Origin of the sequence: Amycolatopsis sp. NPDC049868 (assembly GCF_044461365.1) — a bacterium.
Classification (GTDB): Bacteria; Actinomycetota; Actinomycetes; order Mycobacteriales; family Pseudonocardiaceae; genus Amycolatopsis.
On the sequence record NZ_JBITKV010000001.1, the window covers coordinates 72,735 to 86,415 of the forward strand.

The following is a 13,681-nucleotide window of genomic DNA, read 5'->3' on the forward strand; positions in this document are numbered from 1 at the left end:
TCACTCCACCGTCGACTCGGGTGCCGGCAGCTCGAGGCCTGCGCCACTTCCGCGGGAAGGAGGGCGTCCGCGCCTCGAATGGGGTGCCGGCTGGTTGCCACGCAGAGCGTCGAGGATGCGGTCGTCGAGGTCCTCGAGTTCGTCGAGTACCTCACCGATCGGCCTTCGGGTCAGGTTCCGGTCGAGGCACTGGTCGACGTCGTCGTTCCATTCGGGGTGGAAGTGGTCGGAGAACTCGTCGTCCACGTGGAGTCCGCGGATCTTGAACGGCGTGGTGCGCTGGCCTCCAAGTGTCACGGTGACGACGTGGTGGAACTGCTCGAGCTCGGTGATCGTCGCGGGCTGGACGAGGCCTCCGTACTCGCGGGCCACGGTCCGGGCGCCGTCGATAGCTGCGGCGCTGGTCATCAGGAGCGACTGGTTCTGCAGCAGTGCCCTGCGGGTCTCCGGCGCGAGCCGGTCGGGCATCTGGTTCATCGCGTGCAGCGCGACCCGGTACTTCCGCAGCTGTTCCAGGATCGCGGCGAGGTATCCGCGCGACGCTCCATCGACCGCGGCGAGCTCGTCGACGAAGGCGTCGCACCTGCGGCGCTGATCGACCGGGGTGTCCGCGCGCGAGCGGCCGGCGCGGAACAGGTCGTAGATCATGAACGAGGTGATCAGTTTGTTCGTCTCGCCGGTCCCGGTGGTGCAGACGAAGACGATCTTCCCGGTGTCCATGGCCCGGCGGACGTTGTACGTCGTGACCGACGAGCCGAGGAAGGCGGACAACGTCGGGCTGGTGCGCAGGCGGTTGATGATGTTCGTGACCACCGTGGTCGCGTCCGGAGCGAGTTTGGTGAAGGAGTCCGTCCAATAGCGGCGGATGCTCGGCTTGAGGACACGCAAGATCTCGTCGCGCCAGGTTTCGTCGTCGAGGAGTGTCGGGATCTGGAAGATCGTGGGCGCGCACTCCGCGGGCAGCCGCATCGCGAGGTAACAGAGCGCCTCGCACGCCTTGGTCAGAATCGACTTCGCCCGCGGCGCGGAGTCTCCCCATCCCAGCGCCGTGGCGAACGAGGTGACCACGGCGTCGACGCGGTCCTCGATGTCCTCTTCGGAGAAGCCTTGCATGCTGAGCGGGTTCCAGCCGGGCAGCCGCTTGTCTCGGCCACGGACGTCGAGGTTGACCTCCCACAGCCGATTCCGCAGTTCAGGATCCGAAAGGTACGGTTTCGCGCGCTTCCAGCCGTCAGCATGCGGATCCAGGAACCAGACCCCGCCGCCGAGCCGGGCAATCTCGATCGCCTGCACGAGCGCTTCCTCGGTCTTGCCGAAGCCGGCCTTCCCGAACCTCGCCGAGAACAGCAGCTCGCGGATCGGCACTCCGACGAGCCGGTCCTCGCCGTTGAGGTCGGTGACGTAACCGAGCCGAACCAGCCCCGCGCCCGGTTTGTACCGCGGTATCTCCCTCGGGGCGGGCATGACCCAGCCGCGACTGCGGGCGATCACCGGCGACAGGCAACGCCCGGATGGCGGCTTCAGCAAAGCCGCGATCTCGCTGGCCGTCACGTAGGACCTGCTGCGTGGCTTGGCCAAGCCGGTGTCAAAGCGCCGGTCGAAGAACCTGCGGATCAGGATCGTGTCCGCGCCGAAATGCCAGCCCAGCACGCGCGGCCCTCGAGCTCGCCAGTAGTTGTCGCCGCGGTAGACGTCGAAGGCGCCGATCACGCTGCGCAAATGCGCCTCCGCACGGCCGGGAATCTCCGAACGGCAGCGGATCAACAGCTGGACCGCGAAGACCGGCTCGTCCGTGGCGAACTTGTTCGGTACCGGCGCTTGCTGTCGCGGGGCAGACCGGCCGGCCGCGCGCGCCGTCGGCACGAACTCGCCGACGATCTCGCCTGCGGCCTCAACGAGCGCCCTGCCTACCCTCCTGTCCGGCTTGGCTGTCTGGCGAGCGAGATGGCGGATCCTTGCGGGCGTCAGCGGAATCAGGTCGAGGCAGACGTCGACCGTCTCGCCGAGGTCCGGCCGGACATCGCCAAGCGCGTTCGCCAGAGCCTGCAGCGGGTCATCGGGACGGAGCGGCAGCGCCTTGAGCGAGAGGTGGGCCAGTCGCGCGAGAACAAGCTCGGCACGTGCCACATGCACCTGCGCGGTCCTGGAGGGAGAAGTCTCCCCGCTGCGGCGTGCCCGGAAGCTCATCGTGCTCCCCCGTCCGTACGGAGGTCATTTCGCCCTCGGGAGACATCTCCCCGGTCGTCCACGTTGCGGCGGATTTCGACTTCCGGGTAGGTCAGCTTGTTGATCACGCCGGTGATCGACTCCCGGCCCTCCAAGCTCATGGTCAGCTTCCCGAACGCCTCGTCGGTGCTGAACCGCACCCGGACGCCGACCGCGGACCTCGGCACCCAGCCATGCACCGGGCGCACCCGGCCGAGCTGGTGCGCGAACGCCAGAACGCCCTGAAGCGACGGGTCGAAGGTGGCGGTCGGGAGGAGGTCGTAACTGACTCTGGAGCGGAGGTGGTGGGAACGTAAGTGTCGGTGGAGGACGAAGACCGCGATCAGGATCGCGACCACCTCAGCGGTCACCCACCACAGCGCGGGCTCAGTGAGCGCGTGGTGGAGATCGAGCGCCTTCGGCGCGCTGGTTCCATGGATGGCCTGACGGCCATGGGGGAACAAGTCGGCATTCCCGACTGGCCTTGCCCACAGCATTCGACCAGCAGAAGGCTTCGCAGAAAGGGACCATGTCAGCGCTGGGTCGATCGCAAAGTCAACCGCAGAGCAGTTGCGCCTCATCATGCCTGAGGCACGCGTCGGAACAGACCTGTTCAATGCAGGCAGTGCCGACGAATCACCCCGTTCCGAGCCGCCTCCACCGAGCAGGCGTGTACGCCGCGGTCAACGGCCCTCAGCCATCTCCTCGAGAAAACGAATGCGCTCTGCTATCGGAGGGTGCCTCAGAAACAGCCGAGATGCGCGCTCGCTGTCCCGGAACGGGTTGACCATCAGCAGGTGAGCCTGGGTGACGATGGCCGCCTCTGGCGCAAGCGGCGCGGCTCTGACCGCTCTCTCCAGTTTTCGCAACGCCGAGACCAAGGCTGTGGGGTCATCGGTGAGATCCACGCTGTCCGCGTCCGCATGTCGATAGACGGAACGGCTCACCGGGACCCGCACGAAGACGGCGGCCACCGGACCAAGGCTGGCCATGAACAGGACAGCGAGCGGGCTCGGCTGGTCATCATCCGCGAGGATCGGAGCGGCATAGCCCAGGATGCCGATCAGGCTGACAGTGCTGGACAACGCCCCAGCGATGGACAGCAGCAGAGTATCGCGATTGTGGATACGGGCCAACTGATGCCCGAGTACCGCACGTAACTCACGTTCGTCCAACAGCTCCAGAAGACCAGTGGTACAGCATACTGCGGCGTTTCTCGGCGTGCGGCCGGTCGCGAACGCGTTGGGCGCGATCGTTGGACTGACGTAGATCCGTGGCATGGGCTGGCGCGCCGTCATGGCGAGCTCTTTGACAACGCGGTACAGGACAGGCTGCTCGGACTGCGCTACAGGCTGAGCTCGCATCGCCCTCAGCACAAGCCTGTTGGAACTGAAATACGCGTAGCCCGTCAACAGCAGGGCAAACCCAAGGCCGATAAACAGAACGGTGCGGCTCCACAAGGAGGTGATCAGTATGATCAGCCCGATGGTTCCGCCTAGCGTTAACACAGTTCGCGCGATGTTCGACCAGCTACGCGTACGGGGAACTCGCGTGTACATGCCATAGCTGAACAAGGGCTGCGCCAGCAGTCCCGAAACGAACGTGTCGTAGTCGCCGCCGCTGCGGAAAGCAGCGGGAGAGTCCGCGAGCGCCGCCAAGAGTCGTCTGCCACGGCCTCCTCGCTCGGCGGTGGGTGAGTGACTGAAAGCGGGCGAAGAATCCGCGACGGCGGACAGGAGCCTGCGGCCTACCCCGTCACGAGGCATCACTGTCACCTCGATCCCGAAGTTGCCGATCGTCACCCTCACCGTCAGGAATGATCGACTCCGCGTATCTCGCTACCTTCTTCACCACGACAGGCGCTGCAGCTCCGATACCAAAAGCGACAAAGCCGTTGGCGACGATCTCGGTCGTAGCGAGCGCGGCGGCGGTCGCCGTAGCTATACCGAGGTGCAGGATGATCGACACCCCGTAAACGCCACCACCCGGCCCCTTCGGCTGGGCCCAAGGCCAGCCCTTGACACGATGGCATGCTTCCAGGAACAGCACGGCACGGTTGGTCGCGGCACCGATCAGACCCCATAAGGCGTACTGCCACACCAGACGTAATCTACGGCACCACACGTGAGGCAGCAGATCGCCTGCCGCAACACATTGAGTGCGCCTACTACAGCAGGCGCCTGCCACCCGCGTACTCACCAAGATCGATAGTGTCGAGCCGCACTTCAGCCCCGGAGTGAGGACTGTTGACCATCCTGCCGCTACCAAGATAGACACCGACGTGGTGAATGAGTCCAGGGCTGTAGAAAACAAGATCGCCTGGCAGCAACCCTACGAGACCAGCTTCCTTCGGTACGGGAGTTCCTGCCATGAATTGTGCTCGGCTGTTGTGCGGCAAGGCGATACCGACCTTGGCGTAGGCGAAGAGAACAAGACCGCTGCAGTCGAAACCGATCTTGTTGTAGTCGCCATGTCGATCAGCGACGCCACCGTCCCGGACTCCGCGGCTCGGCCCGGCCGCAGTGCCACCGCCCCACGCATACGGCACGCCCAGCTGCGACATTGCCGCGTCAATGACAATCTTCGCGGATCCGGAGGCTTTGACGGCGGGTTGTAGTGCAACCGCGTCGTAGCGCTCGATGTTGCCGAGCACCTGGGTCACGTAGGCCTGACTGGCGTTGTACCGAAGGAGTGCTGCACGAAGCTGCCGTTGGTCCGTGAGGTCTCGGGGGCCGATTCCGCAGAGATAGACAGCCGCGCCGAGGGCGGCGTCGAAGGCGTTGTGCGGGTTACGGACGCCGTCGTCGTTGCCGTCCTGTTCGACGCCGGCCCAGGTGGTCGTGAGGAACTGGAACGGGCCTACGGCACGTGCGAAGGTTCCGTCGGGATTCCGGATGGGAGTGCGGTTGCCTCCAACGCCGCTGCCGTCGAGAGCCGGGCCGAGGATCGGCGGGCTGATGTCCCCGTTGGGCGCGATCGTCCGGCCGGACGCGTGGCGGGATTCGACCTCGGCGATGCCTGCGAGGATCGACCAGCGCATCCCGGCACAGGCAGGCCTGATGCCGCCGATGCGCTGGGCCGCCTGCTGGTAGGCGGTGAGCATGGCGTCCGGGATGCCGGGCACGTGTCCTGGACTTGAGTTTGATCCGTCTGCTCCCCCTGCGATGACGACGATGATCAGGACGGCGACGAGCACGCAGGCGATGACGGGCCCGAACAGGAAGAAGAGAGTGAGGCAGCCCCATCGTTTTGGATGTTCGCGGACCTCGTTGCGGACATGCTCGGCGACCTGGAGGGCAAGCAGCGGGTTCATGACCGGTGCTCGTTCAGCCGAGCACGCAGGCGTTGCGACCACGTCGGCACGATCGGCAGCATCCCCGGCGGCAGTGGTGTCGGTTCCGGTCCTGGACTTTGGCTGTGTGGCTCCTTCGGACCTCTTCCTGCGACAGCGGTAGCCACGAGGTCGGCTCCGGTGAACTCGGGCGTGGCCGCAATCCTGGCGGGCAGCTGCGGCTCGGCTGGTGACTCGCCGGATGAACGGCGGGTGCCGAGAACCGAAGCCGCGGTGGTCGCGACATTCACCAGTGGGCTTGCGGCGGCGCCGATGTTTCCGGCGTAAGTAGAGGCGTAGGCCTTCACAGCGCCCGCCTTGCGCCCAAGCGTGGCCTTCGCGGCGGTGCCTCGCGCAGTAAGGGCGGTGTGCGCGCGGTTGGCGGCAGCAGGCCAGGACACCGGGGCGCCCAAGGTGAAAGAAACGGCCTTGTTGCCGATCTTCCCGCCCAATTTGCCCGCGGTCACCAGCCGGTTCTTCAGGTCCTTCGCCGGGGCAATGGCCTCAGTGAAGGCGCCAGCGCCGGTCTTGATCGTGCGGCTGATCCGGTGCGGCCCAGGCTCGACGACAGGTATGGGCATGGATTTCGGGCCGCTCCGTGGCCTGCCGAGTCGCTGGACACCGGAGTTGACGCTGGACCGGATCCGCTGAACGTTCGCCATGAGCCTTTTGCGGAACAGGAAGCCGGAGAAGACCACGATGTCGATGACGGCGAACTTGACCAGCTGCGGGCCGAGGTCGGCGAGCATGAGCGACCGTAGGAGCACCGTCATGACGGCGATGAAGAACATGCCCATCAGCAGCTTGGCGATGGTTCCGGCAATCGAGCTGATGCGGTAAGCCAGTTGATGTTGCAGCGCCGGGATCAGGGCTGCGATCAGGGCGAGGCTGAGCAGGAGGCCTTCGAAGAGCAAGAAGTACGGGGCAAGGATCTGGATCGCGTTGAGGCAGATGGTGAGGATCGCGAACAGAATCATCGCGACGGCGTACTCCCACGCCCCCAGCATGCGGTCGCCGTCGGCGACCTCGTTGTACTTGCCGTACTCGCCAGGGCACCCGGCCAGCTCGCGGGCCGGCGTGCTGTCTTTGCCGGACCAGGGGCCCTGGTCGAGGATCTGCTTGATCGAGTACTGGCAGGCACCCGTGCCCTGTTTGCCGGAGACCGGCGTCCCGTAGTTGAGGGTCTCCCACGGGGCGATGAGCAGGTTGTCGATGAGGGCTTGCCCGATCGGCGCGGCAGGGTTGCCGGTGCCTCCGGGTTGCTTGCCCATGATCACGGCGCTGACGTCGGCGCCGAGATCTCGGCTGAGGCTGAGCACTCCCCCGTCGCCGACGAGGAAGTCGACAGGGTGCGTGATGATCGCGATGGCCAGGACGTTGATCGCGATCGTGGACAGGGTCTCGCGCCAGGCTCGGGTGGTGAGACCGCGCATGAACAGCAGCCCGAGATAGCCGGTCGCGATCAAGAGTGCCAGCTCGCGGAGCTTCAGCCCGCCGATGATCGTCGTCTGCCAGATCTTCTCCAGGTCCAGCGCTGGTGCTTTGATCCAGTCGACGACGCCGGCGGTCATGGACCATTCGGTGAACCAGACGGAGAAGCCGAGCGCGTACTTGCCGACGGCAAAGCCCATGTTCGCCAGCCAGAGCCAGATCGTCGGCATAGGGTTGCTGATCAGCGACGGCAGGTTGGCGAAGAGATCGTAGTTGCGCAGGTCGCGGCCGTAGCCGTCGTCGATGGTGAACATGCCCTTGAGGTGGGCGGCGTGTCCTGGGTCGTCCTGCAGCGGCAGGGTCGGCCCGTCCGGATCGGGGCGGTCCAGGCTTGGAGGCGCCGGCTGGGGCGCACGGGGATCCGGGACGACGAGACACAGTGGATATGGCTGGCATGGCCGGGGCTCGTTCGGCGGCAACGGCACGATCTGGGCGCTTGCGGGCGCGGCATTGCCGAGGAGCAGGACGAGCACGGTGGTGGCGAGCGCGAAGGGTCTCGCGGCACGCGCGCTGAACGTCATGAGCGTCTCCCGAGGTCGCGCCGATGGTGTCCGAGACATGGCGCGTATCAACGGGTTTTGATTCAGGGGCGACGGACCGTTGGCGTGGTGAGAACGGCTTGAGGCAGTGCCCTGTAGGGCTGGGTCAAGATCTTGACCTTGCCGACCCGGCCGGCGTGGTCGCGGACCAGGAACTCCCCGGCGCGCGCTCGGCGTTCTTGTTCCCCACCCGCAGGGTTGAGCGGTGAGAGGTCTTTCGTGACGATCTCCTGGTAGCGACTGTCGGTGGGGTCGACGCCGAGCCACGCAAGACCGTGTCGGGCGAGACCGCTGTCGCGGTGGCGGCCGAGCATCCGGACGGCGATCAGGCCGCGAAGGACTTCGTCGCCGAGGTCGCTTTCGGAGTGCGAGCCGAAGGCAGCGTCGGCGCCGTGCTTGCGCCCATCTCGGACGAACTCCAGGGCGATCTGCTGCCCCTCGGGGGTGCCGGTGACGTTGTATGCCTCGTCGCAGATGAATTGGCCCCATCGCTGGGTTCCGAAGCAGATCTCTTTCGCGATCGCGGCGATCAGGAGGTGGAAGGCGCGGCCGAAGAGCTTCCTCGGCGGGATGCGGGCGGCCATGCGTTCGTTGCTCATCTCCAGGGTGTTCGGGAGCGGGATTTCGTTGGTGCAGAAGACCACCATGTCGGCGGCGAGCACGTCGACGGGCTCAAGGTCGGGATCGAAGATCGGCCGGGTGATCGGATCACGGCGAAGGCGCCGCAGTCGGTCGGCGAGGCCTCGAGACGCGGGATCCGCAGCGCCGAGGTCAGCGAGGACGTCGATGAGGGCGTTGCTGGACGCGGTCGGTGAGCCGCTGACCTGATCGAGGGCTCGGCCGAGCGCGTCGCGTTCGGCCGAGTTGGATTCCAAGTCCAGCCAGGAAGCGAAGAAGGTCTCGGCGATGCCGGTGCTGGACTTGGTCTTGCCGCGGAAGACCCTAAGTGGGTCGCAGGAGTGTCGGAGCTCGGTGTTCGCAGCACGTTCGCTGTCGAGCGTGGGATCGATGATGTCGACTACCTGACAGTTGCCTGGGAGTGCTTTCGCGACCGGTTCCCATTCGCGGCTCCGTGTGCGGTCGACGGCGATCACGCGACCATCGAGCATCAACCGGACGACTGCTGCAAGGTTCTTCAGCACGACCGATTTGCCGGAGCCGAGTTCCCCGATCACCGCGACGCCTCCGGACGAGTCGTGGGTAGGGCCGTAGGTCGGATCGAGCAGGAACGGCGTGATCGCGCCACCGTCCAGCACCATGCCGAACAAGGCGCCACCGGGATCGCCGAACTCGGCGGACGACATCGGGAGCAGCATCGCGCAGTCGCTGGCGAGGAGGTTCTGGCTGCATTCCCGCACGACGAGCGGCGTCCGATAGCCAGGAAGCAGTGCCTGATAGAGCTGCTTCTGTCCACCGAGCGGCCTCTCCCACTTGTACTCGCCGCCCAAGAACATCTGCCGCAACGTTTTGGCTCGTGCGTCGCACTCGTCGGCGGTGTCACCCCATACGCAGGCGACGACGCCGACCTCGAGTTCGATTTCGGTCGTGCTCGCGCCGAGTCGGGCGTTCTTGTGCTGGATCTCCTCCTGGGCAGAGTGAACGTCGGCCGGTACGCCCGCGGTGTCTCCGCCGTGTTCATCGTCCTGGCTCATCAGGTCGCGGGTACGGCGCCGGTTGGCCGCGCGAGCCTCGTCGTTCGTCTTCGCCGCGATGCGCAGCGCGTAGTCGACTCCGAAGCCGATGTTCGCCAGTCGCGACAAGATCTCGTGCCCGGGGAAGGTAAACGCGCGGGGCATCTCCGCGAGCACGAGATAGGCCTGGTAGCTCTCGATCAGTCCCTCGTCGTCCGGGGTGACGCACTTGAGGAACCGCTTGTTCAAGACCTGCAGCGGGTTTCCCAGGCGCTTGCTCTCGTCGCTGCGACCACCTTCGTCGAACACGGTCCCGCGCAACGTCACCAGCCGAGCACGGCTTCGGCCACGTGCCAAGGTCGCACCAGTGTTGTGCACGGTCGACGAGCGCTCGAGCTGAGGTTCGCGAACGCCCCGGACCGGCGCACGGCTCAACCACCACAGCAATTCGGCTTCGGTCGCCGGGCGAAGCGGAATCGCGCCACCGAGCTCGTGCTCGACGACGCGCGCCAGGTCCTGAGCCTCAACGACAGCTTGAAGCGACACGGGCCGCGGCGGGAGACCGAGGCCCGCGCTCAGTGCCGCTCCCGCGGCTCGCAGCAGCGCGCGGCCTCCGTCACGCCAGCCGCTGCCGGCGAGCGGTTTGGCGATCCAATAGCTGCGACCGAGCACGTCGAGGTCGTCGAGCTGATCCCAGGCGTTATGCACCGTTTCCGCCCAGCGCGGATTCTCGTCGAGGTCGATACCGCCGAGACAGCGCCGGATGATCGCGTGAGGCTGGACCTGTTCACACAGCGACGCCAGCATCACCTCGCCGCGCAGGGACTTCATGAACGTGACGGTGCGGTTGTAGAGCTCGTGCAGCTGCTTTCCCGTCGAGCGAGCGCTTTCGCGCGGGTATGCCCGCCACACCGCCCAGACCGACCCGTCCGAGCAAAACAACAGGTTGCCGCTGATGTCCTGGATCTGGCTGTCCATCACCGGGCTCCGGCGAGCAGCCGCTGCAGTGACGACTTCGGCCCGGCGCTATCCACAGGCTGTTGAGCCTTGTCCACAGCCGCGTTCTCGCCGTGCAGGTGGAACTTCGGCGTGCAGATCACCGGCCGCTCTGGCCGGTAGGGCCGGCCTGCCAGCGTTCCCGAAGACGGTGCGAGCAGGTGCACTACGAGACCGATCAGCCAGCTAGCCGGCGTCCGCGACTCGATCCGCGCGCGACGGACCGCGATCGCGAACAGCGGCACGCCCCAGCGCGCTGGACCGAGCCAGTCTAGGAGCGGCAGCTTCCACACCACCAGCAGAAGGACGAGGAAGACCACGCCCTGGGTGAGCGTGTACGGGCCGCCAGGTAGGTATCCACCGTCCTGGCCGGGCATCCGCCCGAACATGCGTGGAAACCGGCGCGACCGCGTGTACGACCGTCCAATCAGGACATCACTGCGAGGGCGCTGCGCGGTCATTTGGTGAACCAGGCGCCGAACATGCCCGACACACCGTCGAGATTGAGCAGAATGCCGAGGAAGATCGCGGCGATCACGCCGTATTTGATCGAGCGGGTGAAATTGCCCCGTGTCCCAATCAGTAGGCCGATGCCACCCACGACGGCCGCCAGCAGGATCAGGCGACGAACGGCCTGGTCTCCCCAGGCGAGGTTGGTGTCGATCCAGGTCTTGACGTCGGCTGCGAGCATGCTGGTCGCCATCTCTTCTCCTATTCTCCGGCCAGAAGCGGAGCGGGGTCTATTCGGCTGACTTCCCAGCGGTCCGCCCGCGCGACGAGGGTGAGGGCGTAGTCGATCGTGGTGACCTGCCCAAGGGCGTCATATCCCCAGGCCCGAGCGGTCGCGTGAACATCGGTCCCATCCAGCGGCCGGGCCGCCTGGCCGGGCTCGAAACGCTCGTGCGTACGCAGCTCCAGCAGCTGGACCTCGGCGTACGGCGGTGGAACGATCGCGCCGATGCTCGTCCCCGGCGCGATGTAGCGGTTCAGCTCCCCTCGACCGGCCAGGTAGGCGATCAAAAAGCCGTGCACGGATTGACCGATCGGCCCGTTCAGTTCCGCGGTCTCCGGGTAGTCGAGATCAACTGCGGCGAGCGTGCGCGGGCACGCCACCGGCGCCGGAAGCGACGCTGCGACATAGCCTTCGGCACTTCCGACGAGACTGGCGTTGGCACAGGCCAGCCTCGCTCGGTGCTTGCCGTCGGGTTGCTGGACCAAGATGTTGGCCGCGACGATCACCGACCACGCGCCCGGTCGCGGCGACACGACCGACAACGTGCTGGTGTCGACTGGGATCTGCGTGCCGACCGCACGAGTGGACTTCATCCCCGCGGGGTAGAAGGTCTCCAACCCAGCGGAATCCTCACGGTTGGCCGAGAGCCACGACCGGACGTACATCTCCGCCCAGCCCTGCGGCTCGCTGGCGTCGAGCAGCTGCACAGACTGCGGTGGTTCAGCCGGTGCGCTCGGACGCAGCACCATCAGGCCCACGATCACGGCCAGCGGGCTCGCGACGATCACGCACCAGCCCAGCACCCTGCCGATCCGCCGAGCCGCGGTGTGGGCAACGGACTCCAGTTGAGCATCGGGGATCACCCGCTTCATCACGGCGCCTCGATTCCCAGCACCTGATGCAGGCGTTTGCGCAGCTCTCGATCGTCAGAACCGGCGAGCGCGTCGAGGGTGTCGCAGGCCGGAAATCCGACATCATCAAGGAACCGCCGGAGCTCGTCGTACAACTGCCGATCGACCATCGTCGATTCGAGTCGCCGCCCGAGGTCCCTCGCTCGAACGCGAGCGTGGGCGATGAGCAGTTCGCCGGGGGCGAGGTCGGCACGGGGTCCGGTCACGGAAGCTCCCTGAGGTCTGGCGGTTTGCGGTGCTCAAGACACGCCCAGCCCACCGACCTTTGATTCACCCCAAGCCGGAGCACTGCCACTCACGACCAGCCTCAGCCAACGCGTCCAGCGCTCGATTCCGCCTCCGCGTCGCCGTCGGCTGACTCACGCCGAAAAGCGTCCCGAGCTGGCGGTCGGTTGCGACTCCGTCCCGGCCCATCTGCTCTCCGAAGTACCGAGCGGTCAAGATCGCCGCTTCCTGTTCGTCGAGCCATCGCTGCTCAACCGCCCACGACAGCAGCTCCAGCAATTCTTCCGACGCGTCCTTCTCAGCCGGCTGTTGGTGGACCGCGACGCCTTCCATGGTCACGACCTCAGCAGCGGCCTGCGTGATGTCGACACCAAGTGCACGGAGGGCGGCCCTTTGGGTGTCGAAGACCAGGTTGGCCGCGACGTGGTGCCGTCGTCGAAGCGGGTAGCAGCGAATCTGCTCCCATAGGTGCCCGATGACCGCGGCCTGAACGTCGGCGCTCGCCTCGTTCGCCGAGACCCCCGCTCCCGTGACACCGCGGCGGGCTCCGAAGGTGCCGATCGCTGCCCGGCTCGCCCGGATAACCCGGCCGGCGATGCCGGGCACCGCGGGCAACATGGCGTTCAGCACGACTTCCCCAGCGACGGCCCCCACTTCACCCGCAAGCGCGGCCCGCTGCAACAGGGCGTAAAGAACGTCGTCGTGGCGTGCGTAATCACGGTTGGCGAGAACTTCCGAAAGCCGCTCGTGAGTACTGGCGCCTTCCAGCGCGGGGTCTTGCGCTGCCCAGGAGTGTAGAGCGGCGTCGAACCGCAAGACCGACCTCGGGTGAGCGAGCTGACGTTGAAGCGCGGTGAGCGGGCTGGAGGTGGCGGACATCGTGGTGGCCCTTCGAGTGGCGACAACATCGCCATGAGGCTCGAAACCACCCCTCGCCCACTTCCTGGCCCAGATGCTTGCCCCGGTCGTGGGGCAAGTCGATCACCACCCGATCGGGGTATCCGCTGCCCGAAACTGACCGGGGGCCACCGGCCTTCTAATCGAGACCTGATCAAGTCTCCGAGACGAAGTCCAGGCAGGTCTCGGCGCTCCTCTCGGCGTCGAGACCCAGGTCGCGCCCGGTCTCGGTCGCTCCGTCACGAACCCGAGACCACGCCCCCGGACGACGCGCTATATCTGCACTGAATCGAACCGAGCGCCCAAGAACATGTCTCTGTCGAGATCGTTGGATTCGTCGCCTTCGTGCGACGTGTCTCGCCGGCAGCCGAGCATGTCTCAGCAGAACTGGGGCGGGTACGACATGGACAGTGCCGACAACTGTGACCTTCCGGCACCGCGCGAGCCGTTCGAAGCGTCGTCCGAGCAACCGGTTTGGTGCTACGATCAAGCACTCAAATCCGGCGATCGCCGATATTATGCTTACGTCACAACGGTTTCTGGAACCAGTGGCGATCGTCTCCACCGGCGGCTCAACGCTGTGATCGGTGAGCTGCTCCTCTGGGCCGTGCATCAACCCGGCCCGGCGACCCCGAGGACGAATTGACATGACGACCTTCGAGCAAGAGGGCGTAGCTCCTCCAGTGCCGGGACGCTACGTTTCCGGCCCATCCGGACTCTCG

Annotated in this window: 12 protein-coding genes; all 12 read right to left on the bottom strand. The window is 66.2% G+C overall.

The genetic code is table 11. The annotated features are described in order from the left end of the window. The gene (locus tag ACIBTM_RS00370) at window positions 1-2,187 is read right to left on the bottom strand and encodes an ATP-binding protein (RefSeq protein WP_395874088.1); all 2,187 of its coding nucleotides are present in this window, start codon (window positions 2,185-2,187) and stop codon (window positions 1-3) included. Beyond that, window positions 2,184-2,669: a hypothetical protein gene (locus ACIBTM_RS00375; RefSeq protein ID WP_395874090.1), complete on the bottom strand. Its 486-nt coding sequence runs from the start codon at window positions 2,667-2,669 to the stop codon at window positions 2,184-2,186. The genes ACIBTM_RS00370 and ACIBTM_RS00375 overlap by 4 nt, the downstream gene beginning before the upstream one ends. A 219-nt stretch (window positions 2,670-2,888) precedes the next feature. Next, window positions 2,889-4,013, bottom strand: coding sequence for a M48 family metalloprotease (locus ACIBTM_RS00380; protein WP_395874092.1), 1,125 nt, complete (start codon window positions 4,011-4,013; stop codon window positions 2,889-2,891). Further along, window positions 3,961-4,305 carry a hypothetical protein gene (locus ACIBTM_RS00385; protein ID WP_395874094.1) on the bottom strand — a complete coding sequence of 115 codons (345 nt, stop codon included), beginning with the start codon at window positions 4,303-4,305 and terminating at the stop codon, window positions 3,961-3,963. The genes ACIBTM_RS00380 and ACIBTM_RS00385 overlap by 53 nt, the downstream gene beginning before the upstream one ends. A gap of 67 nt (window positions 4,306-4,372) precedes the next feature. Further along, window positions 4,373-5,518, bottom strand: coding sequence for an NlpC/P60 family protein (locus ACIBTM_RS00390; protein WP_395874096.1), 1,146 nt, complete (start codon window positions 5,516-5,518; stop codon window positions 4,373-4,375). Further along, window positions 5,515-7,548 carry a hypothetical protein gene (locus tag ACIBTM_RS00395; RefSeq protein ID WP_395874098.1) on the bottom strand — a complete coding sequence of 678 codons (2,034 nt, stop codon included), beginning with the start codon at window positions 7,546-7,548 and terminating at the stop codon, window positions 5,515-5,517. Before ACIBTM_RS00395 ends, ACIBTM_RS00390 begins: the two co-directional genes overlap by 4 nt. A gap of 62 nt (window positions 7,549-7,610) precedes the next feature. Continuing rightward, on the bottom strand, window positions 7,611-10,175 hold the full coding sequence (locus ACIBTM_RS00400) for an ATP-binding protein (protein ID WP_395874100.1): 2,565 nt from the start codon (window positions 10,173-10,175) through the stop codon (window positions 7,611-7,613). Further along, window positions 10,175-10,570, bottom strand: a complete 396-nt coding sequence (locus ACIBTM_RS00405) for a hypothetical protein (RefSeq protein WP_395874102.1) — start codon at window positions 10,568-10,570, stop codon at window positions 10,175-10,177. The genes ACIBTM_RS00400 and ACIBTM_RS00405 overlap by 1 nt, the downstream gene beginning before the upstream one ends. A gap of 80 nt (window positions 10,571-10,650) precedes the next feature. Beyond that, the gene (locus tag ACIBTM_RS00410; protein WP_395874104.1) at window positions 10,651-10,896 is read right to left on the bottom strand and encodes a hypothetical protein; all 246 of its coding nucleotides are present in this window, start codon (window positions 10,894-10,896) and stop codon (window positions 10,651-10,653) included. A gap of 8 nt (window positions 10,897-10,904) precedes the next feature. Next, the gene (locus tag ACIBTM_RS00415) at window positions 10,905-11,798 is read right to left on the bottom strand and encodes a hypothetical protein (RefSeq protein WP_395874106.1); all 894 of its coding nucleotides are present in this window, start codon (window positions 11,796-11,798) and stop codon (window positions 10,905-10,907) included. Next, window positions 11,798-12,043, bottom strand: coding sequence for a hypothetical protein (locus ACIBTM_RS00420; protein ID WP_395874108.1), 246 nt, complete (start codon window positions 12,041-12,043; stop codon window positions 11,798-11,800). Before ACIBTM_RS00420 ends, ACIBTM_RS00415 begins: the two co-directional genes overlap by 1 nt. 64 nt (window positions 12,044-12,107) lie before the next feature. Further along, complete coding sequence (locus ACIBTM_RS00425; protein ID WP_395874110.1) at window positions 12,108-12,941, bottom strand: hypothetical protein; 834 nt, start codon at window positions 12,939-12,941, stop codon at window positions 12,108-12,110. Between the last annotated feature and the right edge of the window lie 740 nt (window positions 12,942-13,681).

Excerpts from the sequence above, each read along its gene's own strand:
- ACIBTM_RS00390 (WP_395874096.1), bottom strand. The coding sequence starts at position 5,518 with ATGAACCCGCTGCTTGCCCTCCAGGTCGCCGAGCATGTCCGCAACGAG.
- ACIBTM_RS00400 (WP_395874100.1), bottom strand. The coding sequence starts at position 10,175 with ATGGACAGCCAGATCCAGGACATCAGCGGCAACCTGTTGTTTTGCTCG.
- ACIBTM_RS00370 (WP_395874088.1), bottom strand. The coding sequence starts at position 2,187 with ATGAGCTTCCGGGCACGCCGCAGCGGGGAGACTTCTCCCTCCAGGACC.
- ACIBTM_RS00415 (WP_395874106.1), bottom strand. The coding sequence starts at position 11,798 with ATGAAGCGGGTGATCCCCGATGCTCAACTGGAGTCCGTTGCCCACACC.
- ACIBTM_RS00405 (WP_395874102.1), bottom strand. The coding sequence starts at position 10,570 with ATGCCCGGCCAGGACGGTGGATACCTACCTGGCGGCCCGTACACGCTC.
- ACIBTM_RS00395 (WP_395874098.1), bottom strand. The coding sequence starts at position 7,548 with ATGACGTTCAGCGCGCGTGCCGCGAGACCCTTCGCGCTCGCCACCACC.
- ACIBTM_RS00410 (WP_395874104.1), bottom strand. The coding sequence starts at position 10,896 with ATGGCGACCAGCATGCTCGCAGCCGACGTCAAGACCTGGATCGACACC.
- ACIBTM_RS00425 (WP_395874110.1), bottom strand. The coding sequence starts at position 12,941 with ATGTCCGCCACCTCCAGCCCGCTCACCGCGCTTCAACGTCAGCTCGCT.